This is a genomic window from Dactylosporangium aurantiacum, assembly GCF_000716715.1.
Classification (GTDB): domain Bacteria; phylum Actinomycetota; class Actinomycetes; order Mycobacteriales; family Micromonosporaceae; genus Dactylosporangium; species Dactylosporangium aurantiacum.
On record NZ_JNYJ01000024.1, the window covers coordinates 25,621 to 49,971 of the forward strand.

At 74.2% G+C, this 24,351-nt stretch carries 28 protein-coding genes; 13 read left to right on the plus strand and 15 right to left on the minus strand.

Annotated features, from left to right (window positions below; all coding sequences use genetic code 11):
• Positions 1 to 11 precede the first annotated feature (11 nt).
• Both OP18_RS26110 and OP18_RS26115 read left to right on the plus strand, forming a co-directional pair.
• On the plus strand, positions 12 to 836 hold the full coding sequence (locus OP18_RS26110; RefSeq protein WP_033361691.1) for an alpha/beta fold hydrolase: 825 nt from the start codon (positions 12 to 14) through the stop codon (positions 834 to 836).
• A gap of 463 nt (positions 837 to 1,299) precedes the next feature.
• Complete coding sequence (locus OP18_RS26115; RefSeq protein WP_162189837.1) at positions 1,300 to 1,797, plus strand: PDZ domain-containing protein; 498 nt, start codon at positions 1,300 to 1,302, stop codon at positions 1,795 to 1,797.
• A gap of 116 nt (positions 1,798 to 1,913) precedes the next feature.
• On the opposite strand, the gene OP18_RS26120 is transcribed toward OP18_RS26115, so the two are convergent.
• The gene (locus OP18_RS26120) at positions 1,914 to 2,438 is read right to left on the minus strand and encodes a hypothetical protein (RefSeq protein ID WP_156089791.1); all 525 of its coding nucleotides are present in this window, start codon (positions 2,436 to 2,438) and stop codon (positions 1,914 to 1,916) included.
• Positions 2,439 to 2,527: 89 nt separating this feature from the next.
• Positions 2,528 to 3,520 carry a GlxA family transcriptional regulator gene (locus OP18_RS26125; protein WP_033361694.1) on the minus strand — a complete coding sequence of 331 codons (993 nt, stop codon included), beginning with the start codon at positions 3,518 to 3,520 and terminating at the stop codon, positions 2,528 to 2,530.
• 83 nt (positions 3,521 to 3,603) lie between these two features.
• On the opposite strand from OP18_RS26125, the gene OP18_RS26130 reads away from it, so the two are divergent.
• Positions 3,604 to 3,957, plus strand: coding sequence for a hypothetical protein (locus OP18_RS26130; protein ID WP_033361695.1), 354 nt, complete (start codon positions 3,604 to 3,606; stop codon positions 3,955 to 3,957).
• 70 nt (positions 3,958 to 4,027) lie between these two features.
• A complete protein-coding gene (locus OP18_RS26135; RefSeq protein ID WP_033361696.1) occupies positions 4,028 to 5,002 on the plus strand; it encodes a hypothetical protein in 975 nt (324 codons plus the stop codon).
• 22 nt (positions 5,003 to 5,024) lie between these two features.
• Here the strand turns inward: OP18_RS26135 and OP18_RS26140 are convergent, their stop codons facing one another.
• A complete protein-coding gene (locus OP18_RS26140; RefSeq protein ID WP_245635527.1) occupies positions 5,025 to 5,969 on the minus strand; it encodes an intradiol ring-cleavage dioxygenase in 945 nt (314 codons plus the stop codon).
• A gap of 165 nt (positions 5,970 to 6,134) precedes the next feature.
• On the opposite strand from OP18_RS26140, the gene OP18_RS26145 reads away from it, so the two are divergent.
• A complete protein-coding gene (locus tag OP18_RS26145; RefSeq protein ID WP_052387336.1) occupies positions 6,135 to 7,541 on the plus strand; it encodes a GGDEF domain-containing protein in 1,407 nt (468 codons plus the stop codon).
• A gap of 31 nt (positions 7,542 to 7,572) precedes the next feature.
• Here OP18_RS26145 and OP18_RS26150 read toward each other — a convergent pair whose 3' ends face one another.
• Positions 7,573 to 8,244: a maleylpyruvate isomerase family mycothiol-dependent enzyme gene (locus tag OP18_RS26150; RefSeq protein WP_052387337.1), complete on the minus strand. Its 672-nt coding sequence runs from the start codon at positions 8,242 to 8,244 to the stop codon at positions 7,573 to 7,575.
• Between the two features lie 111 nt (positions 8,245 to 8,355).
• On the opposite strand from OP18_RS26150, the gene OP18_RS26155 reads away from it, so the two are divergent.
• On the plus strand, positions 8,356 to 9,543 hold the full coding sequence (locus OP18_RS26155; protein ID WP_033361697.1) for an amidohydrolase family protein: 1,188 nt from the start codon (positions 8,356 to 8,358) through the stop codon (positions 9,541 to 9,543).
• Between the two features lie 26 nt (positions 9,544 to 9,569).
• Positions 9,570 to 9,950, plus strand: coding sequence for a nuclear transport factor 2 family protein (locus OP18_RS26160; protein WP_052387338.1), 381 nt, complete (start codon positions 9,570 to 9,572; stop codon positions 9,948 to 9,950).
• Between the two features lie 21 nt (positions 9,951 to 9,971).
• Here OP18_RS26160 and OP18_RS26165 read toward each other — a convergent pair whose 3' ends face one another.
• The gene (locus OP18_RS26165; RefSeq protein ID WP_033361699.1) at positions 9,972 to 10,874 is read right to left on the minus strand and encodes an NADP-dependent oxidoreductase; all 903 of its coding nucleotides are present in this window, start codon (positions 10,872 to 10,874) and stop codon (positions 9,972 to 9,974) included.
• Positions 10,875 to 11,006: 132 nt separating this feature from the next.
• On the opposite strand from OP18_RS26165, the gene OP18_RS26170 reads away from it, so the two are divergent.
• On the plus strand, positions 11,007 to 11,405 hold the full coding sequence (locus OP18_RS26170) for a winged helix-turn-helix transcriptional regulator (RefSeq protein ID WP_033361700.1): 399 nt from the start codon (positions 11,007 to 11,009) through the stop codon (positions 11,403 to 11,405).
• A 240-nt stretch (positions 11,406 to 11,645) separates the two neighbouring features.
• On the opposite strand, the gene OP18_RS26175 is transcribed toward OP18_RS26170, so the two are convergent.
• The 7 genes from OP18_RS26175 to OP18_RS26205 all read right to left on the minus strand — a co-directional run bounded on the left by OP18_RS26175 (position 11,646) and on the right by OP18_RS26205 (position 16,762).
• Entirely contained in the window at positions 11,646 to 12,617 is a 972-nt protein-coding gene (locus tag OP18_RS26175) for a sensor histidine kinase (RefSeq protein ID WP_033361701.1), read from the minus strand.
• A complete protein-coding gene (locus tag OP18_RS26180; RefSeq protein ID WP_052387339.1) occupies positions 12,614 to 13,441 on the minus strand; it encodes an MEDS domain-containing protein in 828 nt (275 codons plus the stop codon). The genes OP18_RS26175 and OP18_RS26180 overlap by 4 nt, the downstream gene beginning before the upstream one ends.
• 52 nt (positions 13,442 to 13,493) lie before the next feature.
• On the minus strand, positions 13,494 to 13,946 hold the full coding sequence (locus tag OP18_RS26185; RefSeq protein ID WP_081971126.1) for a VOC family protein: 453 nt from the start codon (positions 13,944 to 13,946) through the stop codon (positions 13,494 to 13,496).
• 96 nt (positions 13,947 to 14,042) lie between these two features.
• Positions 14,043 to 14,990 (minus strand): calcium-binding protein, encoded by a 948-nt coding sequence (locus OP18_RS53040; RefSeq protein ID WP_052387341.1) that lies wholly within the window; start codon positions 14,988 to 14,990, stop codon positions 14,043 to 14,045.
• A 356-nt stretch (positions 14,991 to 15,346) separates the two neighbouring features.
• Entirely contained in the window at positions 15,347 to 15,724 is a 378-nt protein-coding gene (locus tag OP18_RS26195; protein WP_033361702.1) for a hypothetical protein, read from the minus strand.
• Positions 15,721 to 16,299 carry a class I SAM-dependent methyltransferase gene (locus tag OP18_RS26200; protein WP_033361703.1) on the minus strand — a complete coding sequence of 193 codons (579 nt, stop codon included), beginning with the start codon at positions 16,297 to 16,299 and terminating at the stop codon, positions 15,721 to 15,723. Before OP18_RS26200 ends, OP18_RS26195 begins: the two co-directional genes overlap by 4 nt.
• Entirely contained in the window at positions 16,292 to 16,762 is a 471-nt protein-coding gene (locus tag OP18_RS26205; RefSeq protein ID WP_033361704.1) for a MarR family winged helix-turn-helix transcriptional regulator, read from the minus strand. Before OP18_RS26205 ends, OP18_RS26200 begins: the two co-directional genes overlap by 8 nt.
• On the opposite strand from OP18_RS26205, the gene OP18_RS57570 reads away from it, so the two are divergent.
• Entirely contained in the window at positions 16,761 to 16,913 is a 153-nt protein-coding gene (locus tag OP18_RS57570; protein WP_156089792.1) for a hypothetical protein, read from the plus strand. The genes OP18_RS26205 and OP18_RS57570 overlap by 2 nt on opposite strands.
• An 18-nt stretch (positions 16,914 to 16,931) precedes the next feature.
• Here OP18_RS57570 and OP18_RS26210 read toward each other — a convergent pair whose 3' ends face one another.
• Together OP18_RS26210 and OP18_RS26215 are read right to left on the minus strand one after the other, a co-directional pair.
• Positions 16,932 to 17,708 (minus strand): maleylpyruvate isomerase family mycothiol-dependent enzyme, encoded by a 777-nt coding sequence (locus OP18_RS26210; protein WP_033361705.1) that lies wholly within the window; start codon positions 17,706 to 17,708, stop codon positions 16,932 to 16,934.
• A 58-nt stretch (positions 17,709 to 17,766) separates the two neighbouring features.
• Complete coding sequence (locus OP18_RS26215) at positions 17,767 to 18,738, minus strand: helix-turn-helix domain-containing protein (protein WP_052387342.1); 972 nt, start codon at positions 18,736 to 18,738, stop codon at positions 17,767 to 17,769.
• Positions 18,739 to 18,783: 45 nt separating this feature from the next.
• Here OP18_RS26215 and OP18_RS26220 point away from each other — a divergent pair, with 45 nt between their 5' ends.
• On the plus strand, positions 18,784 to 19,629 hold the full coding sequence (locus OP18_RS26220) for a glycoside hydrolase family protein (RefSeq protein WP_033361706.1): 846 nt from the start codon (positions 18,784 to 18,786) through the stop codon (positions 19,627 to 19,629).
• A 17-nt stretch (positions 19,630 to 19,646) separates the two neighbouring features.
• Here OP18_RS26220 and OP18_RS26225 read toward each other — a convergent pair whose 3' ends face one another.
• On the minus strand, positions 19,647 to 20,051 hold the full coding sequence (locus tag OP18_RS26225) for a ChaB family protein (protein WP_033361810.1): 405 nt from the start codon (positions 20,049 to 20,051) through the stop codon (positions 19,647 to 19,649).
• A 164-nt stretch (positions 20,052 to 20,215) separates the two neighbouring features.
• Here OP18_RS26225 and OP18_RS26230 point away from each other — a divergent pair, with 164 nt between their 5' ends.
• The 3 genes from OP18_RS26230 (at position 20,216) to OP18_RS26240 (ending at position 24,350) form a co-directional block, all read left to right on the plus strand.
• Positions 20,216 to 22,666, plus strand: a complete 2,451-nt coding sequence (locus OP18_RS26230; protein WP_033361707.1) for a molybdopterin oxidoreductase family protein — start codon at positions 20,216 to 20,218, stop codon at positions 22,664 to 22,666.
• Between the two features lies 1 nt (position 22,667).
• Positions 22,668 to 23,126, plus strand: coding sequence for a hypothetical protein (locus OP18_RS26235; protein WP_033361708.1), 459 nt, complete (start codon positions 22,668 to 22,670; stop codon positions 23,124 to 23,126).
• 120 nt (positions 23,127 to 23,246) lie between these two features.
• The gene (locus tag OP18_RS26240; RefSeq protein ID WP_033361709.1) at positions 23,247 to 24,350 is read left to right on the plus strand and encodes a hypothetical protein; all 1,104 of its coding nucleotides are present in this window, start codon (positions 23,247 to 23,249) and stop codon (positions 24,348 to 24,350) included.
• The last annotated feature ends 1 nt before the right edge of the window (position 24,351 follow it).

Genomic DNA, 24,351 nt, shown 5'->3' on the forward strand with positions numbered 1-24,351 from the left:
GAGCTGTCCCGGTGACGGCACTTCGGACCGTCACCGTCGACGGCTCCCCCGTCCACGTCATGGAGCGCGGCACGGGGCCCGCGGTGCTGATGCTGCACGGCTCCGGACCCGGCACGACCGGGTCCGGAGCCTGGGCGACGACGGCGCAGGCGCTGGGCACGTCCTGGCACCTGGTGGCTCCCGACCAGGCGGGGTTCGGCCGCACACCGGTCCCGGCGGGCTCCAGAGGCGGGCTGCGGCTGTGGACGCAGCAGGCCGCCGGCCTGATGGATGCCCTCGGTGTCGAGCACTACGCCGTGGTGGGTCACTCCATGGGCGGTGCCGTGGCGCTGGCGCTGGCCGCCGCGCGTCCCCGGCAGGTCACCCAGGTCGTGGCGGTCTCGACGATGGGCGCCCCCGGGGCGCCGCTGTCCGCCGACCTCGACGCGATCTGGGCCGCCCCCGCCGGGCCGCCCGGGGCCCGGGACATGTTGCGCCGCCTCATGTTCGACCAGGCCCTCGTGACCGAGCCGGCCGTCGACGCCCGCGCCGCCGCGATGCGGGAGGGGGCGGCCGCATACGCGTCGTTGTTCCCTCCGCCCAGGGCCCGCTGGGCCGACGATCTCGCCCTCCCGGCCGGGACGCTGGCCGGGATCCGCGCCCCCGTGCTGCTCGTCCACGGCGCCGAGGACCGGGTCACCCCACTCGGGACGGCAGCCCTGCCCCTGCTCGAACATCTGGCCGACGTCCGGCTGTACGTGCTCGGGCGATGCGGTCATGTGCCGGCCGTCGAGCACCCGCAGGAGTTCCAGCGAATCCTGTCGTATTTCCTCCGCCCGGAACACGGTCACCACTGAACCCGTCAGCCGGTCAGTAGACGGCCGGGACCCGCCGCCGGACGGCGATGTCGGCCAGCCGGGACAGCATCTCGGCGCTGCGCGGGCCGAGCAGCGCCGCTTGGACCCGGCGCGGGACGTGCCGGCCGATGCCCTCGGTGCAGGCGGGTCCCGGCCGCGGGCCAGCCCTCGTCGACGTCCCGGACGTGGGACGCGCCGACCACCCAGCTGGCGTACGTCCAGCCGTCGGCCAGGACGGCGAAGACGCGATCGGGTGAGGTGCGGACGAGCTTGCGCCGCCTGGCCACTGCCGTCTCCCTTCGACGCCGGATCCGCGGTCTTCCCGGTCCTGGCCGGATGAAAGCACCGGTGGGCCGGTCTCCCCCGTCGGCCAGGTGCCGGATCGTAGGCTGGCGGGCCGAACCGTGCAGCTGCGTTGACAGCCATGTGCAAGCTGATGTGACTGGAGGGGGAGCGCATGCTGATGTCTACCCTGGCCGAGCCGCCGGGTCTGGTGTACGAGGTCAAAGGGCTCGTCTTCGCGAACGCCAATCTCAACGCGACCTTCGGCGGCAAGCTGCCGAAGATGGTCGAGTCGCTGGTGGACCAGGCTCAGCAGCTCGGCGCGAACGGCATCGTCGACATCAGGACCGCCGTGGGCGGCGCCCATGGATGCTGCGTCATGACCGGGACCGCCGTGCTGATCGCGAACCCGCCGGGCCCGCCGTACCTCGGTGCGCAGCTGCTGGACGCCGCCGACGGCGTCCAGATCGGTACCGTCGTCGCGGGCGGCCCCGCAGAACGACACGGGCTGCGCCAGGGCGATGTCGTGACGCACGCGGACGGCGAGGCGTTGACCGGCGCCGCCGCATTGGTCGAAAGGAAGAATGCGGCAAGGCCAGGGGATCAACTCGCGCTGACGGTCTGGCGGGACGGGTCGACCGCGAGCCTCACCGTCGTCCTCGGTGTCAGACCGGAGTGAGCCGAACCCGCGGTTTCGGTGTCACAACGGACGCAAGCCGCCCGGTGTGGAGGAGCCCTCCACCGGGATCGTGAGGTCGCAGCTCACCCGCGGCATGTCCCTCTCCCGCTGACGGGTCACGCGGTCAGGCCCAGCACGACCAGGCCGAGCCCGAGCGGCAGGTCGAGGGCCATGCACGCCTCGGCCAGCGAAGGGGCCACGACCGTCCCGCGCCGGTGGTGCACAGCGTCCCACGCGGCGTGGGCGGCCAGGACCAGTCCGGCCACGACGAGGCCGGTGTCCGGGCCGAAGGCCAGTGCGGCGAGCGCGAGCCCGGCGTACACGATGCCGGCGACGAACTGCACGAACACCTGGCGGCGCGGCGCCCCGGCGGCCAGGCCCACGACGACGAGCACGACCGCGGCACCGCCGAGCAGCACCCACCGCCCCACCCGGGTGATCTCGCCGACGGCGATGACGACGCTGGCCGCTGGTATGGCCGCCCAAGCCATCCACGGCCGGTCCAGCGCGGCGGCGGCGAGGTAGCAGAGCACGGCCACCCACACGCAGGTGACGGCGGTTTCCCGGTCGGCGACGGTGACCAGCACGGCGGCCGCGGCGACGAGCCCCACGGCGGCCGGCCAGCGGGATGCGAGGTTCATGCCGTTCACTGTGTACGGGCCGGCCTTCGGCGCCGACCCGGCCACGGATCCGCGTCAGGAATCCTGGCACTCCCGGCACGGAACCTGTGTCACGCGACCGGCGCCGTCGACGACACGGTCCGGTACTGCGACGGCGGCACCCCGTACTGCGCGACGAACGCCTGCCGCAACGTCTCCAGCGACGTGAACCCGCACCACCGCGCGATCATGCCGATCGGGTGCCCGGTCGTCGCCAGCAGCCGCGCCGCCGTGTCGAGCCGGGTGCGGCGCACGAACTGCCCGGGCGGCATCCCCAGGTGCTCGACGAAGAGCCGGTGCAGCTGCCGCGCGCTGACGCCGCACCGCGCGGCGAGGGTCGCCGTGTCGAGGGTCGTCGCCAGGTGCGAGTTCACGTGCGCGACGGCCCTGCGGACCAGGACGTGGTCGGGGTTCGGCGCGGTGAACACGCTCATCTGCGCCTGGTTGCCGGGCCGCTGCAGGTAGGTGACCAGCGCCTGCGCGACAACCCGCGCCAGGTCGGGCCCGCAGTCCTCGGTCACCAGCGCGAGGGTCAGGTCGAGCGCGCTGGTGACCCCGGCGGAGGTGGCGACCCGCCCGTCCCGGATGAAGATCGGCCGCGGATCGACGGTGACGGAAGGGTACCGCCGCGCCAGCACATCGGCGTAGTGCCAGTGGGTGGTCGCCCGCCGCCCGTCGAGCAGGCCCGCCGCGGCGAGCACGGTCGCGCCGGTGCACACCGACGCGACCCGGCGGGAGAGGCCCGCGAGCCGGCGGACGTGCGCGACGATCGCCGGGTCGTCGGCGGCCGCCTCGTGCCCCCGTCCGCCGGAGATGACGAGCGTGTCGATCGGCCCGTTCGTGCGCCGCAGCGACCCGGTGGCGTGCAGCTCCAGGCCTGAGTCGCAGCGGATCGCCCCGCCGCTCGGGGAGATGAGCTCGGTGCGGTACAGCGCCCGGCCGGCGATCCGCACGGCGAGGTCGAGGGTGGAGGTGACGCAGGCGATGTCGAGCAGCTCCGAGCCGTCGTACCCGACCACCACCACCCGCCGTACGGCGTCCTCGCTCGATGCGGCCGTGGTCATGGTCGCATTTTGCCAGAGCGGTACATATCCGACCGCGCGTGCGGCGACGGGAGCGGACCGTCTGACCGCCTACGATCACCGGTGTGGCCGAGACCGTGATGCTGATGTTCAGCTACTTCGAGCACGACTGGGACCCCGCGATCGAGGGGGCCGAGGCGATGGACGCGGAGCTGCTGCGGCGGGTCACCGAGGGCGAGTGGCTGCCGTACACCGGTGAGGCGCCCGACCCGGAGGACATCGCGACGGTCGAGGAGCTGGAGGCGCGGGCCCGCGAGGCGATCGGCGAGTGGGACGTGCCCGACTACGTGGTGCGCGTCCCCATCGACAAGCTGCGGGCCCTCATCGCCGAGGGCGGCTGGACGTTCGTCGCGGGCGAGTTCGCGGAGTTCGAGGGCCACCACAACGACACCGAGTACGTCGTCGAGCTGACCCGGTAGGCATCAGCGGCTACGACAGCGTGAGGTCTGCCAGGGCCGCCGGATCCGTCATCACGCCGACGGCTGGTACGTGACCAACCTCAGCAACAAACGCGTCCTGCACGTGGTCGACACGGGCGGGATCGCGGCGCCGCTGCCGGTGGCCCGCACCGGCTGGCCGGTGAGCCGGCGGGCCCTGGACCAGCCGACCATGACGATTCTCGTGGCCGGTGAGGCGTGGACCTACGCGGTCTCCGTCGAGGGCCCGCCGGCCGACGCGGGCACGTCGACGCCGGCCCCGGTCGACCCGGTCAGCACCCGCGACGTCGTGCTGCACCTCACCGACAACCGCCGGGAGGTGCTCGTCGCGCTGGCCCGCGGGTACCTGCGGCCGTACCCGCACTACGACCCGAAGCCGCGCGGGTACGACGACGTCGCCGCCCAGCTGCGGCTGACCCGGACCCAGGTCACCCGGCGGGTGGAGGACATCCGCGAGATCCTGGTGGACGCCGGCGTGGAAGGGCTCGACAGCGGCCGGGACGGCCGTCGCGCGCTGTGCGAGTGGCTGCTGTCCATGCGCCTGGTCACCGTCGCCGACCTCGACTGGCTCGCCGCCCGCATCCAGCAGCGCGACGCCGGCGCGGCCGCACCGACCGCGGCCGGCGGCCTGAGCCCGACCCAGTTCGCCCGGCTGCCGTCCACCCGGGTGACGCGCGCCGCTTACGCCGCGGCACGGACGCTCGCGCCGGCGCTGACCGCACGGCTCGCCGACGCGTACGGGCCGGACTGGCTGGACAAGGTCAACGTCAGCCGGCGTTCCCACGGGCTGCAGCCGGCCACGTCGCTGGAGGACTACCGCGTCTGCCTCGCCGTCCTCGCGCGGGATCCCGCCACCGCCGGCTGGGCGCCGGAGCCGGTCCGTGCCGCGGCCGCGGCGCTGAAGACCCTCGCCGACCAGGCCGCGCACGGCCGCGCCGATACCGACGCCGCCGCCGGCGAGGCGAAACGCCTCAGTGTCGCGCTGGCAGGATGGGCCCCGCCGGCCGCGCGACCCCCGGCCCGCTGACCGCGCCGGCGCCGTTGCGGTGTCACCGGCGCGGGGGCATGCCGCTGGGCGGGGCGCCGCCGGGGCCGCCCGGGCCGCCCGGGCCCGCGCCGCCGGCGGTCGGGGTGGTGCGGGTGTCGACCTTGGCGGTCAGGGCGACCGTGTAGCCGCGGGTGGCGTCGCCGGTGGTGGTGCCGAGCTGCAGGGTGCCGCCGTCGTTGCCGAAGACGTTGTCGCCGCTCAGGGTGACCTGCGCCAGGTTGCGCACCGAGGCCGCGTAGCCGGTGGTGGCGTACACGGTGTCGCAGGCGTCCTTCGGCAGGGCGACCTGGGAGGTCGCGACCGCCTTGGTCGCGTCGGTGATGCTCGTCCGGTCCGGGTACACCTCGAAGTGGACGTGCGGCCACCGCCCGGCGTAGCAGGCGGGGAAGACGCTGGTGAAGGTGACCTTGCCCTGCGCGTCGGCGAGCTGCACGCCGCGCAGGTAGTTCTGGTCGGTGACGCCGTCGGAGTACAGGGAGTAGCGGCCTTCGCGGTCGCAGTGCCACACGTACACCGCGGCACCGGCGAACGGCGCGTTCCTGGCGAGGTCGACGATCGTGAGCTCCAGGGTCATCGGCACGCCCTGCGCGGTGCCGGTGGCGGTGCCGAACGAGGAGCGGATGTCGCCGCGCACGACGCCGCTGTCGGTGAGCACGTTCGGGCCGTTGGAGCCGTCGCCCGGGTAGGGGCCGGCGGTCTCGTCGGGAATCTCCCCGGTCGACGCCGTCGCGGCCGAGGACGCCGGCGTGCCACCGGCGCCGGTGTCGGTGCCGGTGTCCGAGCCGCAGGCGGCGGTCAGCCCGGCGACGGCGGCGCCGAGGCCGGCCACCCGCAGCAGCTGCCGGCGCCGCAGCATCGTGCCGAGGTCGAAGCCGAGCCCCTGGTCCTCCAGATCCTCGCCGGGCCGCGCGTACCGCCGCCCCTCGTACGTCGGTGACTGTGCCACGATCGACCTCCCGTTGCCGTGCCGGATGACTGTCCTGTGCCAATCTGGCCGGGAACCCTGGCAGCGACCTGGTAGGCGGCTGCCAGCACGCCGCACGTCACGAGCGTCACACGGTACTGGATCAACTACTTTCAGCAGTCGCGGGTACTGGCCGATGAGCAGTCCGTGATCTCCCGTTCGCTGCTGACGCTGGCCTCGGTGGCCGCGGTCGTCCTGCTGGCCCTGCCGAACACGGTCGCCGCCGATGTCGCCGCGGTCGCCGGCACCGGCGCCGCCGCGGCGGCCGCGTGGCTCGCCGTGCGCCGGCAGCGCCAGGGGAAGGCGGCCTGGGCGCTGCTGGCCGCGGGCATCACCGCGACCGGCGCCGGCAACCTCGTCAGCCTGTACCTGGAGCGGGTCGCCGGGGCCGCGCCCGCGGTGAGCCCGGCGGACCTGCTGTGGCTGAGCTCCTATCCGCTGACGGCGGCGGCGCTGGTCGTCATGGTGCGGCGGCGGGCCCCGGGGCAGCTGCGCGCCGGGATGCTCGACGCCGCGGTGCTGACGGTCGCGGCGGCGGTGACGGCGTGGCGGTACCTCATCGCGCCGAACCTGTCGGCCGGCGGGCTGACCGTCGCCAACGTGCTGGCCGCCGCGTACCCGCTCGGCGACGTGGTCCAGCTCGCCGGCGCGCTGGTCCTGGTGCTGTCCCCCGGCACCCGGGGCACGGCGACCCGGCTGCTGGTCGCGTCGTGCGCGATCGCGGTCGTCGCGGACACCGGCTACGGCGTGCTGCCCGCCTACTTCGGCGACGACATGGTCAGCCGGCTCGACGGGGTGCTGCAGGTGTCCACCGTGCTGCTCGTGGCGGTGCTGCTGCGCCCCGACGCCGGCGAGCTGGTCCGGGCGGTGCCGGTGCGGCCCGGCACGCTGCACCCGGCGCGGGTGCTGTTCCTCGGCGTCGGGCTGCTCACCGCGCCGGCCCTCGCCGTGCTCAGCGTCGAGTCGGCCGGCCCGAACACGTGGCTGCTGCTGGCCGCGACCGCCGCCGCGTGCGGGTTCATCCTGGCCCGGTTCACCGCCGCGGTCCGCGAGCAGGAACGCGCCCAGCGGCAGCTGCAGTACCAGGCCTCCCACGACGTGCTGACCGGGTTGGCGAACCGGGCGACGCTCGCCGAGGCGCTGCTGGCGTCGCTGCCGAACGCGCCGGTGGTGCTGTACGTGGACCTGGACGGCTTCAAGGCGGTCAACGACACGGCCGGGCACGCCGCCGGCGACGCCGTCCTGGTCGCCGTCGCGCAGCGGCTGCGCGCCGCGGTGCGCGCCAGCGACACCGTCGCCCGCCTCGGCGGTGACGAGTTCGCCGTCATCTGCCCCGGGCTGCCGGTGCCGGCGGCCACCGCGCTCGCGGACCGGCTGCTCGCCGCGGTCGCCGAGCCGGTCGCCGACGCCGGTGAGCTGTACCGGGTCGGCGCCAGCATCGGCATCGCACCGGCCACCCCTGACGCGACCGCGGACGAGGTGCTGCTGCGCGCCGACGGTGCCATGTACCAGGCGAAACGTGCCGGTCGCAGCCGCTGGGTCCTGGCTGCCTGACCGCCGGCCGCGGGACCCCGCCGCCGAGCGCTCAGGCCAGTGCGGCGGCGAGCCGCGGGACCCCGTCGCCGGACAGTTGCGGCAGCGCCGCGGTGCGCCCGCAGCTGATCAGCAGCAGCGCGGCGATCGGCCCCTGGATCTGCGGGCCGGTGCCGGCGGACCAGGCCACGTCGGTGGCGACCAGCCGGAACCCGCGCGCGACGCGGGCCGCGGGCAGCGGCGGTGGCCAGCGCATCGCCAGTGTCCGGCGGATCGAGGCGGTGGCGGCGTCCGCCGGCAGGTCCAGCCGCAGACCCAGCGGCAGCGCGATGTCCTGGCTGTGCACCAGGACGTCGGTGAGCGTCTCCAGCTCGGTGACGCCCAGCGTGTGCCGCCGCGAGTCGGCCATGGCGCGCAGCTGTGCGCAGATGCGGCCGGTGCTCCATTGCGCGGCGCGCCGGCGGGCGGCGTGCTGGATGGTGCGGTCCATCGTGCCGCGCCACCGCAGCATCGTGCCGATGACCTCGCGCAGGCCGAGCTCCTGCAGTGTCAGGTGGGCGGCCACGTCCCGCACCGTCCATCCGTCGCACAGCGACGGGTGGCGCCACTGCTCCTCGGACAGCCCGTCGAGCAGGTCGGCGAGGGCGCGCCGGTGGGCGCCGATGACCTGCCAGATCCGGTCGTGGTCGATCTGGGCGGAGGTGGGTGCGGGTTGCTGCGTCATGACGCTTCCTCCGTGCTGCGTGGTGGATGACGCGACACCATCACACTACGTTCGTAGTTGACAATACTGCAAGCGTTGCCCTTGAAACTACATTCGTAGTACCGTCGCCGCATGCACGGATTCCGCGCCGACCGCGCGTTCGACGGGGCAGGGATGCTGGCGGGCGGCGCGCTGGTGCTGGTCGAGGACGGCGCCATCGTCGGCGTCGAGGCCGGCACGGCCGCGGCGCCGCACGGGTGCCCGGTGACCTACCTGCCCGGCACCACGCTGCTGCCGGGCCTCATCGACACCCACACCCACCTGTGTGGCGACAGCTCCGTGGGCACGCTGGACCGGCTCGCCGGGCGCGACCCGGACGAGCTCGACGCCACGATCGACGCCGCACTCGCCGCGCACCTGCGCCGCGGCGTGACCACTGTCCGCGACCTGGGCGACCAGAGCTGGTCGGTGGTCGACCGCCACCGCGGCGAGCGGCCGGACCGCCCCCGGGTGCTCGCCGCCGGCCCGCCGCTGACGAGCGTCGGCGGCCACTGCGCGGACATGGGCGGCGCCACCCGCGGCGTCGCCGGCCTGCGCCGGGCGGTGCGGGAGCGGGCCGAGCGGGGCGCCGACCTCGTGAAGGTCATGACCTCCGGCGGGGTCGCCACGGCCGGCACCGACATCCACGCCTGCCAGTTCGACCTCGACGAGATCCGGGCCGTGGTCGACGAGGCGCACCGGGCCGGGCTGCCGGTCACCGGCCACGCCCACGCGCTGGACGCTGTGCGGCAGTGCCTCGCGGCCGGCGTCGACGGCATCGAGCACTGCAGCTGCACCACCCCGGCCGGCGCGGTCACGCCACCGGACCTGGCCGCCGGGATCGCCGCCGCCGGCATCGCGGTCTGCCCGACGCTGGGCTTCGACCTCGGCGGCCTCAGCGCCCTCGACGGGCCCGGGCACGCCGCGGCCGCCCGGCAGGTCGAGCAGCACCTGGCCGAGCGGCGGCCGCAGGTCCGGCAGCTGTACGAGGCGGGCGTCGACCTGATCAGCGGGGTGGACTCCGGCATCCACCCGGTCAAGCCGCACGGCGGCCTCGCCGAGTCCGTGATCGACCTCGTCGGCTGCGGTGTCCCCGCGGTCACCGCGCTGGCCTCCGCCACCGGCCGCGCCGCCCAGGCGTGCGGGCTGGCCGGGCGCACCGGCCGCCTGCGGCCCGGGCTCGACGCCGACCTGCTGCTCGTCGACGGCGACCCGGCCACCGACATCACCGCCCTGCGCGCCGTGCGGGCCGTGGTGCGGCACGGCCGTCCGGTCGCATGACACGGCGGCCCCGGTACGCTCCACCGATGTCGGTGGTGGAGGCGTTGCGGGCCCTGGAGGCCGCCCGGCTGCGCGCGCTGGTCGACGCGGACGCCGAGTTCCTCGACGCCGTGCACGCACCGGAGTTCGTCCTGGTCAACCCGGGGGGCGGCGCGTGGTCCAAGGACCAGTACGTCGGCGGCGTCCTGTCGGGCGAGATCGACTACCGGCGGTTCGCGGCCGTCTCGGAGGTCGAGGTGATCGCCGACGCGACCGTCGCCGTGCTGCGGTACCGGTCGGCCATCGACATGCGGTTCCAGGGCGAGGACATCATCCCGGTGGAGTGCTGGCACATGGACTGCTACCGCAGGACCGCGGTGGACGCGCCGTGGCAGGTGATCTGGTCACAGGCGACCGCGTGCCGCTGACCGCCGGCGGCGCCACGCGGGTCAGGGGACGATGACCACGCCGCCGCGGACGCCGCCCTGCGCCAGCCGCTCGTGGGCGGCCGCGGCGTCGGCGAAGGGGTAGACGCCGGCGACCCGCAGCGGGACGTCGCCGCTGGTGACGAGCTTGGCGAGGTCGGCGAGCCGGGCCCCGTCCGGCTCGACCTCCAGCGCGTACGTGCGGATGCCCCGCACCGGCTCCGGGCGCAGCGGCGGCGACGCGGCCACGTAGCCGCCGCCGTCGCGGACGAGGTCCAGCAGCTCCGGCCCGATCACGGCCAGGTCCACGACCGCGTCGAACGTGCCGGCCGGAGCCCCGGAACGCGGCGCGAAGGTCGCGCCGAGCGACTCGACGAACGCCCGGTCGCCCTCGCCGGCGAGGCCCGTGGCATGCAGGCCGGCCGCTCGGGCCAGCGCCAGGACGAACCCGCCGACCTGCCCGGCCGCGCCGGTGACGAGCACGGTCGCGCCCGCCGGCAGGGCGAGCAGGTCGAGGGCCTGGGCGGCGGCCAGGCCGTTGGTCGGCAGCGTCGCCGCCTCGGTGGCCGGTACGCCGGCCGGCGCCGGGGCCAGCCAGGCGGCGTCGAGAACCACGTGCTCCGCGTGCGCGCCGGCCGTGGTCCGCAGCCACGGCGAGAAGCCGATGACCTCGTCGCCGACCGCGACCTGCGGCACCGACGGGCCGACCGCGTCGACAGTGCCGGCGACGTCCCACCCGGGCGTGTACGGCAGGCCGGTCGGCAGCGGCGCCGGGAACCGCCCGGCGCGGATCATGAGATCGACCGGATGCACCACGGACGCGGCGACCCGCACCCTCACCTGCCCGGGCCCCGGCTCGGGCACCGGCACCTCGGCCACGTGCAGGACCTCCGGGCCGCCGAACGTTGCATACCTGACTGCGCGCATCGCCGTCTCCTTCGCGCTTCTTCGCGCTTCTTCGCGCTTCTTCGTGCGAACTGATCATCTCGACCGTACGAACGGCGGGCACCGCCAGAAAGTAGGTACCGTGAAGTGCCTAGGGCACCGGAGAGGGAGACGATGGCGACCACGACCGCGGCGCAACGCCGTGAACAGGCCAGACGCGACTACGACGCGTTCCTGGACGGCTGCCCGACCCGGGAGCTGCTGAGCCGGCTCACCGACAAGTGGGTCGCGCTGGTGATCCCGGCGCTCGCGGGTGGCCCGCTGCGGCACGGCGAGCTGGCGCACCGCATCGCCGGCGTCAGCCAGAAGATGCTCACCCAGACCCTGCGCACCCTCGAGCGCGACGGCCTGGTGACCCGCACGGTGACCGCGTCGGTGCCGGTCCGCGTCGACTACGAGCTGACCCCGCTCGGCCACGAGCTGTACCCGGTCATGCTCGCGATCAAGGACTGGGCGGAGTCACACATGGACCGCGTCTTCGAGGCCCGCGCCCAGTTCGACGCGCGCCCCTGACGCCCTCGGCGGGGCAGTCTCCCCCGCCCGGCACCCGCCCGGCACCCGCCCGGGGCCACAGCCGGCCGCGCAGCGAACCGAGCACCGCGCCGGAGCCGCCGATCGGCGCGTACGGGAGCGGCCACGGCGTAAGACGATCGCGGCGAGCAGCCGCGCCGGCGACGCACGCGACCCACCACGTGATCTACGGCCGCGCCATGCGGCGAGTGGAGGGCCGCGCGGGCGTCCGGTGTGCCCCCGTCACCCCGCCGGCGGTCCGGCCGTCGCGCCCGCGGCCACGAGCCGGACGGTGAAGCCGTCGGATGCCCGGTGCAGGCTCACGAACGCGCACAACTGGTGCATGAGCCACAGGCCGCGCCCGCCGATCTCGGACTCGTCGATGGGCAGCAGCCCGGCGAACGGGTCGGTGGGGCCCGGGCCCACGTCGTGCACCGCGACCACGATCCGGTCCGGGGCGGCCCAGATGCGCACGTCGACCGGTGCCGCGCCGTGGCAGATGGCGTTGGTGACCGCCTCGGTGGCGCTCAGCTGCAGCCCGCCGACGTCCTCCCCGCTCACCCCCGTGCCGGCGGCGACCGCGGTGATCGCCGCCCGGACCTGCGCCGCCGACGGGTCGGCGAGCCGGACGTCGGGGGTGTGCGCCTCCAGCGGATCCCGCCAGCCGGCGCGGGACTCGGCCAGGAACGCGACGGGGTCGGTGAAGGTCGGGTTCGTGTCGTGCCCGGCGGCGGTGGCGATGTGCGGGTGGGTCCGGCGCACGTCCCGCAGCACGTTTGCCGGGGTGATCCTGGTGTCGTACGGGCACAGTCCCCAGATCGGGTAGTCGTCGTAGGCTCGGTTGACGGCGGCCTCGTAGCGCGCCCACCAGTCCCACAGCGCCCCGACCCCGGGGTGGGGCACGTCGCCGGCGACCCGGATCTGGGTGGCGCCGGCGGCGACGTAGTCGGCGAGCATCGCGCGGTACCCGCGGATCGCGCCGGCCGGGCGGAGGTACTGCGCCTCCCCGTCGACGAACCGGATGCCGCAGCCGGCGCCGAAGGCGTCTCGGACGAGCCGCTGGTTCGCCGGGGCGAACGCCGACACGACCGGTTCACCGGCGGCGAGCCCGTCGGCGAAGAACGGCACGACCATCGCCAGGAACTCCTCGTCGGAGCCGTAGAACCCGGTCTCATGGAAGTAGCCGCGGTGTGCCGCAGCGGCACCGCTCCTCATCCGTCCACCACCCGTAGCTGTCGCAGGCCAAGCAGGTCGATCAACGTGCGCAGCATCGCACCGTCGCCGGTGTACAGCGTGCCAGCCGCCCCGAGCTGCCGCATCCGGGCGTCGAGCGCGAACATCGCGCGGTGGTCGATGAACGACAGCCCGCGACAGTCGATGAGCACCTCACCGTCGACCGGCCGCGGCTCGACCCGGCCCAGCGCCGCGACGAACAGCGCCGCCGCGGCCATGTCGATCTCCCCGTCGAGCACCGCACCGAACGTCGCATCGCCGGCGCTGTACAGGCGAAACGGCACCTGCACCTGCTCGAGGACCGGATGCATGCAGGCCACCGCGGCGATCTCCGGCGCGCTGAGCCGGTCGCGGTGGAACCCGCACAACCCGGACACCGGGTTGCCGCTGATGTGCCGGTCGGCGAGGTGCTCCCAGCGGGCGAACGCGTCGGTCCGGGCCGCGCCACCGGCGAGTGAGGTGCAGTCCGCGGCGACCCGCAGGCCGCGGTACCCGTCGGCGAGCGCGGTCCGGGTCGCCTCCGCGATGATCGCCAGCTGCTGCGGCGGGTCGATGGCGTCCCCGGCCGGATACAGCGCCTCCACCGTCACCGCCTGGGCCTGCCCGCGCTCCACCGCCGCGCCGAACCCGCTCACCAGCTGCGGCCCGTCGGCGCCGACGTAGAGCACCCGCTCACCGGCGGCCAGCCCTGCCGCGAGGAACGCGGCGCAGCGCCGGCGGAACGCCTCGGGGTCGTCGAACACGACACAGCGGTGCTCGTGCGGGGCGCACCGGCCCGACCTGTCGAGCACGGCCGTCGATCCCACGGCGCAACGGTACACCGCCGCCGTCCACCCGGCATGTGGACGCGGGACCCGGTCAGCGGGGGAATGAGCCCAACGGTGACCGGTCGCCCACGGACCACTTGTGCCCGAACGGGTCCGTGAAGCCACCTTGCCGGTGCGTCCCCCAGGGCACCGGGTGATCCTCGACCGCCGCCCCGGCGACCGCCCCGGCCGCGACGGCCCGCTCGACGAAGGTGTCGGGGTCGTCGACGAACACCTCGATGCGGGCGCTCGTGACCCCCGCCCGGCCGGGACTGGTCTCGGCCGGGTTCTCGGGGTTGACCTCGTGCAGGAAGAACGGGGCGCCGCCGATCGCGAGCCCGGCCACGCCCCCGAGGTTCCACAGCTCCGTCGCGCCCAGCGCCCTCTTGTACCAGGCAACCGCGGCGTCCGCGTCGGCGACGATCACCATCACCGAGATCACCGGCGACGCGGCGGCCACCGACCCCCCGGCCGCGGCGGAATGAACGTTCGATTCCTCACTCATGTCCCCAGCATGCCGGACCCAGGTCGGCCCCGGGGGCCGAAGCCGTACCGGCCGCCGATGCGTTCACCGACGAGCCGGAACGGTCACCTCTCGGGGTCACGCGACGACTTGCACGGTTTCGCAGTCGACGAAGACCGAGTCGGGGACACCGGTGTTGTTGGGATAGGCGGCGTCAATGCCGTCACCGCAGTTGATGCGGCTGGGGCCACCGGCCTTGTACGTCACGTTGAGCACGTCGTCACCGGGGCCGGCGTTGACCCTGGCCTGGGGTGGCACGAAGAAGCGGTCGTTGCCGTCGCCGCCACGCAGGATCTGCAGGATGGACTGGCTGCCGGGCAGGGCGGGGTAGCCGACGAAGATGGTGTCGTCGCCGGGACCACCGATGACCGTGTTCGTGTCCTGGCCGTTGTCGTCGTCGCCGAGGTCGTCGTGGCCGGCGTCGCCGTCGATGAGGTCGGCGCCGTCCCAGCCACGGATCAGGTCCTGGCCACCGTTGCCGTTGAGGATGTCGTCGCCGGCGCCGCCGGAGATGCGGTCGTCACCGCCGCTGCCCTGCACGTCGTCGTTGCCGGCGCCGGCGATGATGACGTCGGCGGCGTCGAGTCCAGTGATCGTGTCATTGCCGCCGAGGCCGAGGATGACATCTCTGCCGGCGGTCCCGGTCAGGTTGTCGTCGCCGTCAGTGCCGATCAGGGTCGGCGGCAGACTGACGCGGAAGCCTCGAATGTAGTGGGCGGTGGTGTTCTGCCGGACGGTGAAGCGGTCCATCTGCTCGTAGTTGTAGCTGCCTTCGAAGGCGTTGACCAGCACGTCGACCTCGCTGCCGGTCTGGGCCACGAACGAGAACCGGCCCTGGCTGTCGGTGAAGACCTGGTACCCGTCGCCGCCCACGATGGAGATGTTGACCGGCGAGTCGGGCACCAGCTCACCGTTCTCGTCCCGGATGCTGCCCTGCACCTGCACCGCCGCGGCCATGGCCGGGGCCGGGGCAGCCAGCACCGCGGCCGTGGTGGTGAGCGTCGCGACGGCGATCGCGGCGAGCATCCGCCGGGCGGGTCCCCGCCGGCGGCGTATCGCCCATGCCCAGGTGCCGGCAGGTCGTCCCGGTGCATGGTCGTGACGCGGCTGCGCCTGATCGCGGCTCATTGCCTCACCGTCCCGTCTCGGTGCGCCATCGGAAGGTCCCCGTGGTGACGATGCCACCGGCCGGTGCCGGGCAGGAACGGGCGGATGGACGGGAGTTCTGCCGGACCGATTTCACTCGATCGGGTGGACGCGCTCAGTACGGCAGCTGAGCCCGGATTCCACCTCGCCCTCGACCGCGACACCAACACCCCCGCGTCCGGGACGCCGTGCACGGCGTCATCGCCGCCGCCCGGCGCCCCTGACGCGATCCGCCGTCATGGATGATGGCGGGTGTGCTGATTCCCGGCGGGCGCGTGGCTCGGCTCCGCCGGACGGTCCGTCGAGACGCCCGCAGCGGGCCCGATGACGAAGGTCGACACGAGAAACATCGCGGCGAACAGCGTCACCGCGATGCCCGGTGCCCACCGGGAGCGGAAGCGGCGGCGTAGACGGACCAGCATCGGCGCCATCACGGCCAGGCCGAGCACACCGAACAGCACGGTGCCTCCCAACCCGGCGACGAGCGCCGCGCCGGTGAGCAGGCCGACGTGGTGCAGCAGGTGCGGCGCCAGGCCAGACACGGCGCCGAGCGCCGCACCGAGGCTCCACCGCCCGGCGGGCCGGCCGGTCGTCGCGGCGGTGGGGGCGGTCATCGAACGGTCGCCGGTCGATAGCACCAGACCAGGCGGGGTTCGGCGGCGCCACTGTAATTGCGGTACGTGTCGTAGCGGGTCGGCCCGTCGCGACGGAGTCCGGCGGCGGCGCCGATCGGGTCGACGTTCTCCGCCGACCAGGCGAAGAACTCCAGCCCGGGCCTCATCGGCAGGCCGGGGTTGGCGCGCATGACGAGCCGTCCCGACGGGGTCAGCCACGAGCCGAGGTGTCGCAGCTGCCGCTCGACGAGGTCCCGGCCGCCGAAGTTGACGCAGCCGAGAGCGAGGACGACGTCGATCGATCCGGGCAGGACCGGCGCCTCGAACAGGTCGCAGACGAGGTCCGCGGCCGGGTTGACCAGGTCGATCCCGATCAGGTTCGCGATCTTGCCCTTGAACGGGTTGTCGCCGCATCCGACGTCGACGACGAACCGTGGCTGCCAGCCCTGGACCTCCTCCACCAGGGCGAAGCCGCTGTGCTCGAACCCGGCCAGCGGCGAGCGCCACCGGCTCGGGTCGAAGAACGCGACCAGATCACGGCGGAGCTGATCCGCGTCGCGCAGAGTGTCAGCCACGGGTGCCGCCGGTCGGTGCGGGCTGCCGCGTGGCGGCGGCGACCAGGGTGGTGACCGCGTCGATGACGGCGGGCCGTTGTGCTTCCGGGATGTTGCGCAGCAGGTCCGCGAAGCGGGCCGCGCGGGCGGCCGCCAGCTCGCCGGCGACGCGGCTGCCGGCGGCGGTGAGCTCGAGTCGAACCACCCGGGCGTCGCCGTCGTGCTTGACCCGGCGGACCCAGTCCCGGCCTATCAGCTGCGCCACCAGACGGCTGACCGTGCTCTTCTCCAGATGCAGCCGGCGGGCCAGCTCGCTCTGGGTCATCGAGCCGTCGCGGTCCAGCTCGCCGATCGCGTGCGCCTCTGAGACGGGCACCGGTGTCCCGCACGGGGTCCGGTCCGGTTGGTGCAGCCCGAACGCGCGCACGAACGCGGCGATCCGACCTTGCAGCAGCAGGGCCTGTTCCAGGTCGCGATCAGACATGGTTCGACCATACAACCAATTGGTTCGACAATACAACTATCGCGGTGGTGGTCGCGCCTGCCATGACACCATGACAATCGTCCGATCCGTCGCGCCGTTCCTCGTCGACGCCGTCGACACCGTCACCGCGATCGCCGCCTTCGTTACCTGACGGGCGCGTCGGGTCCCGTCATTCCGGTTCCCAGGCGATGAGCTGGTCGAAGATGCCCGGGTCGCCCTCGACCCGCAGGGACGCTGCGGTGATCCGGCCGTAGAAGAACATGACCAGGTCGTTGGCGGTGCCCCAGGCGGCGACGTCAGCCCTCTCCCCGCCCTCACCGGTGGCGGCGCCGCTCGGCAGGTGGGCGGTGCGGGCGCCGTCGGCGGACAGCCACAGGCGCCAGGAGCCGCCGTCGGTGGCGTGATAGTCGACGACCGCCGGCTGGTGCGGCCACGGCGACGCCGTCGCGCAGCAGGTGGTCAGGAACTCGTCCACGCCGTCGAGTGCCACGTCGTCGGGCAGCGGCTGCGGGGCGCCCACCGCGACCTGCGCGTCATAGGTGTGCACGGCGAGCTGCTGCAGCTGGTGCCGGGCGACGGCGCCGCTGGTCTGCGGCGACTGCGAGGTGCCCCACCACGTCCAGCAGCCACGGTCGGGTCCGGCCTGCCGCAGCGCGTCCAACAGCTCGCGCACCGAGGCGGCGAACCAGGCCAGCACCGCCCCGCGCTCGCGCGGCGTCGCCGGGGCGGACACAACCGTAGGAGCGTCGGCCGGGCCCGCCGCGACCGTGGCGGCCCACCTGTAGCGGCCGTCCACCAGGTGCTGCACCAGGTCGAGCAGCGTCCACTCGGGGCACGTCGGCACCCGCACGTCGAGGCTGGGCGCGGCGGCGACCGCGGCCTGGAAGGCCGTCGATCGGTCGTCCATCAGGCGTAGCAGGTCGGCGAACTCCAACGTCTTCTCCACCGTGGCTTTGTAGCACCGCACATCGACGACCGACAGCGGGTTTCAGGTGGCGCGCCCGTCATCCGGGTGAGCTGAACGCAACCCGGTGGGCCCGGGGGGTGGTGCCGCGCTGGGCGCCGAAGTGGTGCCGGAGCGTGTCCGCGCTGCCGAAGCCGGCCCGGGCGGCGACCGCGTCGACGGTCAGGTCGGTGGTCTCCAGCAGCAGCTCCGCCCGGTGCAGCCGCTGCTGCAGCAGCCACCGCAGCGGCGTGGTGCCCGTGGTGGCGCGGAAGTGCCGGGCGAAGCTGCGGCTCGACATGTTCGCCCGGTCGGCGAGCCGCTGCACGGTCAGCGGCTCGGCGAGGTGCTCCAGGGCCCAGTCCAGGACGTCGGCGAAGCCGGTCACCGGCGGCAGGGGGCGTTCGACGTACTGCGCCTGGCCGCCCTCGCGGTGCGCCGGCACCACCATCCGCCGGGCCAGCGCGTTCGCGGTCGCCGAGCCGTACAGGCGGCGCACGACGTGCAGGCAGGCGTCGATTCCCGCGGCGGCGCCGGCGCCCGTGACGATCCGCCCCTCGTCGACGTAGAGCACGTCCTCGACGAGGTCGACCCTGGGGTGCCGGGTGCGCAGCAGCGCCGCGGTCTGCCAGTGGGTGGTGGCGCGGCGCCCGTCGAGCAGCCCGGCGGCGGCGAGCGGGAACGCCCCGGAGCAGATCGACAGCAGCAGCGCGCCCCGCTCGTGGGCGGCCCGCAGCGCCGCGCCCACCGCCGCCGGCAGTGGGGCGTCGAGGTCCGGCCAGGCGGGCACGGCGACGATGTCGGCGGCGGCGATCCGGTCGAGTCCATGCGGCACGTGTACGGCGAAGCCCGAGCTGGTCGGCACCGGCCCCGGGCGTTCGGCGCAGACCGCGAAGTCGAAGGCGGGCAGCCCGTCGTCGGTGCGGTCCAGCCCGAACACCTGGCACAGGATGCCGAGCTCGAACGCGGCGACCGTGCCGCCGACGAGCGCCGCGACCCGCAGCGGTGGCTGAATGTTCCGGAACCCTGGCATTGCTGCCAGTGTCGCACTGACCCGCCGGCGGCGACAGTCGAGGGCATGGACCTCCACGACTCCGAGCTCGTCGCCGCCCCACCCGTCACCGGCACCCAGCGCTGGGCCGGCGCGCCGGCCGCCGTCCTCGACGCGGACGGCACGGTGCTGCTGCTGTACCGCACCCGCGGCGACGGCGACGCCCTCGTGCTGGCCCGCTCCGCCGACGGGGTCCGGTTCGCGCCGGTGTTCGAGCTGACCGCCGAAGCGCTGGGCGTCGCCATGGTGGAACGCTCGGCGCTGGTGCGCACCGGCGGCGGCTGGCGGCTGTACCCGAGCTACTCCCCCGCTGACGGCGCGCCGTGGCGGATCGGCCTGCTGGAGGCGGCGCACGTGACCGGTCTGCCGGGCGCGGCGCTGCGCGAGCTGACCTTCGGCGGCCCGCTGGAGACGGTGAAGGACCCGGTCGTGCACCGCACCGCTGGCGGCTGGGCGGCCTGGGTGTGCGTGCACCCGCTGGACGTGCCGGGCGCGGACGACCGGATGTACACCCGGCACCTGACCTCGGTCGACGGCATCGGCTGGGCGTCGCACGGCACGGTCCTCGCCGGCCGCCCCGGGCAGTGGGACGCCCGCGGCGCCCGCCTGACCTGCGTGCTGCCGGACGGCTCCGGGTTCTACGACGGCCGCCGTACCCGCGAGGAGAACTGGTTCGAGCGCTGCGGCCGGGCGGTCCCGGCCGGCGACGGCCCGCGGCTGGTCGCGGTGGGCGCCGAGCCGGTCGCCGACGTGCGGTACCTGGAGATCCTGACCCTGCCCGGCGGCGGCCGCCGCGCCTACTTCGAGGCCCGCCGCCCCGACGGCGCCCACGAGCTGCGCACGGCCCTGCTGCCGGACCGCGACAACCCGTAGGCGGCCGCCGGCGAAGACTACTTGCCGCGGGCCTTGCGGGTGCTGCGGTTGTTCGCCTTCTGGATCGCGTCGACCAGCTCGGCCTTGGTCATCCGCGACCGGCCGCGGATCTCCAGCCGCTTCGCCACGTCGGCCAGGTGCTGCTTGCTGGCGTTGGCGTCGACGCCGCCGGCGGTCCGGCCGGGCGTGCCGCGCCCACCGGCGGCCTTCTCGTCGCTGGGCCCCTTCTTGCCGCCGGACTTCGGCTCCCAGTGGTCGCCGACCTTCTCGAACGAGTGCTTCAGGGCGGAGAAGGCCGTGCGGTGGGCACGCTCGCCCTCGCCGTAGGTCTCGACCGCCGAGTCGTGCGCGCGGATCCAGGTCTCCTGCGCCTTCTTCGGCGAGCGCTGCAACGTGCTCGGCATCTCCTGACGGGCAGGCATGATCACTCCCTCCATCGGCTCTGCGGATCCCCTGCCCGCTGCGGCGACCGCGAAACCCGCCGCGGCGGTCACTGACTGACGAACGTCGTTTGCCGCGCCGCCGCACGGGTAGCGGAGCGAACGGGCCACCATCCCCGCCCGCAGCAGCTTCAGGAGGGCCTGCCGTGCTTGATCGCAAGGTTGACCGGATCGCCGATCCGTGGGGCGAGCGCACCCCGTACGCGGCGGGCGAGCCGTGGCCGGTCCGCGTCGACGGGTACCTCGCCGACGGGCTCACCGACGACGACGTCGACGGCTGGTTCCAGAGCGCGTCGGTGCTGCACTCCAACGGCGACGCGATGGACGTCGCGGTGAAGGACGGCCGGATCGTCGGCGTGCGGGGCCGGGCGGTCGACCGGGTCAACCACGGCCGGCTCGACCCGAAGGACCTCTACGGCTGGCAGGCCAACCACAGCCGGGACCGGCTGACCCGGCCGCTGGTCCGCGACGGCGACCGGCTCGTGGAGACCGACTGGGACACCGCGATGGACCGGATCGTCGCACGGTCGAAGGCGCTGCTGGACGGCCCCGGCGGCTGGGGGCACTTCGGCTTCTACACCTCCGGGCAGCTGTTCCTCGAGGAGTACTACACCCTCGGCGTCATCGGCAAGGCCGGGCTCGGCACCCCGCACATGGACGGCAACACCCGGCTGTGCACGGCGACCGCCGCCGCGGCGATGAAGGCGAGCTTCGGCACCGACGGGCAGCCCGGCTCGTACACCGACGTCGACCACTGCGACGCGATCGCCCTGTGGGGGCACAACGTCGCCGAGACGCAGACGGTGCTGTGGATGCGGATGCTGGACCGCCGCCGCGGCCCGAACCCGCCGGCGATGCTGGCCGTCGACCCGCGCTCCACCGCCGTCACCCGGGAGGCCGACGTGCACCTCGCGGTGCGCAACGGCACGAACCTGGCGCTGCTCAACGGGCTGCTGCGGGAGATCATCCGGCGGGGCTGGGTCGACGAGGGGTACGTGGCGGCGCACACCATCGGCTTCGACGAGCTGTGCGCGGTCGTGGACGGCTACCCGCCGGCGCGGGTCGCGGACATCTGTGACGTGCCGGCGGCGGACGTGGAACGCGCCGCGGAGCTGCTCGGCACGTCGCGGCGGGTGCTGTCCACCGTGCTGCAGGGGTTCTACCAGTCCAACCAGGCGACCGCCGCGTCCTGCGCGGTGAACAACCTGCACCTGGTCCGCGGCATGCTCGGGCGGCCCGGCGCCGGGCTGTACCAGATGAACGGGCAGCCGACCGCGCAGAACACCCGCGAGACCGGCGCCGACGGCGACCTGCCGGGCCTGCGCAACTGGGACAACCCGGAGCATATCCGCCAGCTCGCCGAGCTGTGGAACGTCGAGCCCGCCACGATCCCGCACTGGGCGCCGCCGACCCACGCGATGCAGATCTTCCGGTACGCCGAGCAGGGCTCCATCAAGCTGCTGTGGATCAGCGCCACCAACCCGGCGGTGTCGCTGCCGGACCTGGCCCGTATCCGGCGCGTCCTGCGCCGGCCCGAGCTGTTCGTGGTGGTGCAGGACCTGTTCCTGACCGAGACCGCCGAGCTGGCCGACGTGGTGCTGCCCGCCGCCACGTGGGCGGAGAAGACCGGCACGTTCACCAGCGTCGACCGCACCGTCCACCTCAGCGAGAAGGCCGTCGAGCCGCCCGGCGAGGCCCGCCCCGACCTTGACATCTTCCTCGACTACGCCCGGCGCATGGACTTCCGCGACCGCGACGGCGCCCCGCTCATCCCGTGGAAGGACCCCGAGGCGGCGTTCGAGGCCTGGAAGGCGTGCTCCGCCGGGCGGCCGTGCGACTACACCGGCATCACCTACGACCGGCTGCGCGGCGGCAGCGGCATCCAGTGGCCGTGCACCGAGGCCAACCCCGGCGGCGCCGAGCGGCTGTACACCGACGGCGTGTTCAACACCGACCCCGACTACTGCGAGACGTACGGCCACGACCTGGCCACGGGTGCGGAGTTCACCGCGCAGGAGTACCGCGCCAGGCAACCCGGCGGGCGGGCGTTCCTGCACGCGGTGGACTACCAGCCGTCGCCCGAGGTCACCAGCGACGAGTACCCGATGCTGCTGACCACCGGCCGCACCGTGTACCAGTTCCACACCCGCACGAAGACCGGCCGCGCCCCGCAGCTGGACGCCGCCGCCCCCGACGCCTGGGTCGAGCTCAGCGCCGGCGACGCCGACCGGCTGGGCATCGTCGAGGGCGACCTGGTCGGCGTCGCGTCCCCGCGCGCCGCCATCCAGGCCCGCGCGCGCATCGGCCGGATCCGCCCGGGCGTGGTGTTCGTGCCGTTCCACTACGGCTACTTCGACGTCGCCCTCGCCGACCGTACGCCCAGAGCCGCCAACGAGCTCACCGTCACCGCCTGGGACCCGGTCTCCAAGCAGCCGATCTTCAAGGTCGCCGCGGTCGCGGTCGGCAAGCTCGCCGGCGCCGGGGGCGTGCCGTCACCGGCGCCGACCGTCGGCGGCAGCGCACCGCTCGACCCGGCCGTGCCACCCACCGCCGGCGGCCCGGCCGCGGCGGCCACGTCCCGCACCGGAGGGCACTGACATGCACCTGGCGCACTACCTCGGGCTGCTGCACCGGGCCCAGACGAACCTCGCCGACGCCTTCCGCCAGGTCGCCGACGCGCACGGCGACGAGCCCGACATCCACCACCTGTGCCGGCGGCTCGCGCAGCAGTGCGACCGGCACGCCGGGCAGCTGGAGCCGTTCACCCGCCGGTACCGCGAGCACGCCCCGGACGAGCCGGACCGGCTGCACTCCGAGCTGTTCGGCGGCACCCGCACCGGGGGCATCGGCCTGCTGCGCGACCTGCAGGACCTGTACCTGATGGCGGCCGAGTGCGACATCTGCTGGACGGTGGTCGGCCAGGCCGCCCACGGCGTGCGCGACGAGGACCTGGTGGAGGTCGTGCGGACCTGCGAGGGCGAGACCGCCACCCAGCTCAAGTGGCTGCGGACCCGGATGAAGCAGTCCGCACCGCAGGCGCTCGTGGTCGCCGACTGACCGGCCCGCACCTGGACGCGGCGGCACCTGCCGATCGGCGCAGGAGACCGCTCGTGCGGCAGGACCGTCTCCCGTCCGGCAGATGGTCGCGCGGGTCGGCGCTGCCGGACGCTGACGGGCATGGGAATACTCGTTCGGTGGGTCGGGCGCTGGCCCGAGTGGTCGGGATACGCCGCAGCCGCCTGGTCGCTCGGGTACGGTCTGCTCGGGTTCTTCTGGTCGATGGGTGGCGACGGGTTTCCCTTCGAGCCGATCGACATGGCCCACGTGTCGGGCTCCGTCCTGGAGGGCAGCAGGACCGAGATCGTCGCGCCGATCATGGCGGTGTGCGGGGCACTGGGCACGCTCGCCGGGCTGGCCATGGCGAGAGGGGCCGGCAACGGCCGGGGAGCGAAGGCTCTGGTGCTCTTCGGCTGGTCGATGGCGGTCGTCCTCGCGCTCGTCGTCCCGGACTACTTCCTGCTCGCTCTCGTGGCGTTCGCACCACTGTTGCTGGTCTTCGCCTTCACCGGGGTGCCGGGACCGCAGGACGGTCTCGGCGACATCGTGTACTGGCACCGGACGAACCTTGTCATCATGTTCGTCGGCGGCCTGCTGTGGGCGGCGGCCACCCTGTCGTACCAGCGCAAGGCGCGAAAGTGCTGCCCGCATTGCGGCCGTGGTGGCGGTCCTGGGGCGAGACCTTCCCGAGCCGCGTCGCGCCGGTGGGGCGAGTGGGCCGTCGTGGTGGCCTGCCTTGCGCCGCTGCCGTACGAGGTGACGAGGATCGCCTGGTACCTCGGGTACCCGCTCGGCATCACCGACGACTTCCTGCGCATGATGCGGGACACGCCGGGCATGCTCGAGGTCGGGCTCGGCGCTGCCGTGGCGTCGGCGCTCGGCGGCGTGCTCACCCATGGTCTCGTGCGGCGCTGGGGGGAGATCTACCCCCGGTGGATCTGGTGGAAGGCCGGCCGGCCGGTGCCGCCCGCGCTCGCCGTCGTGCCCGCGTCCGTCGTGTCCGTCGTGCTCGTCCCGGCCGGCATGATGAACCTCCGGATGGAGGTCAGCCGCGACATGTGGGCCCTCAACGCGCCGGGCATCCTGTACCTGGTGTGGGGCGTGGCATTGGGCGCCGCCACGATCGCTTACCACCTGCGCCGGCGTGGGACCTGCCGCCGCTGCGGGCGGGGCACCACGATCGTCCGCGAAGCCGTGCGGGTCGCCGGTCCGCCGGCCGCGTAGG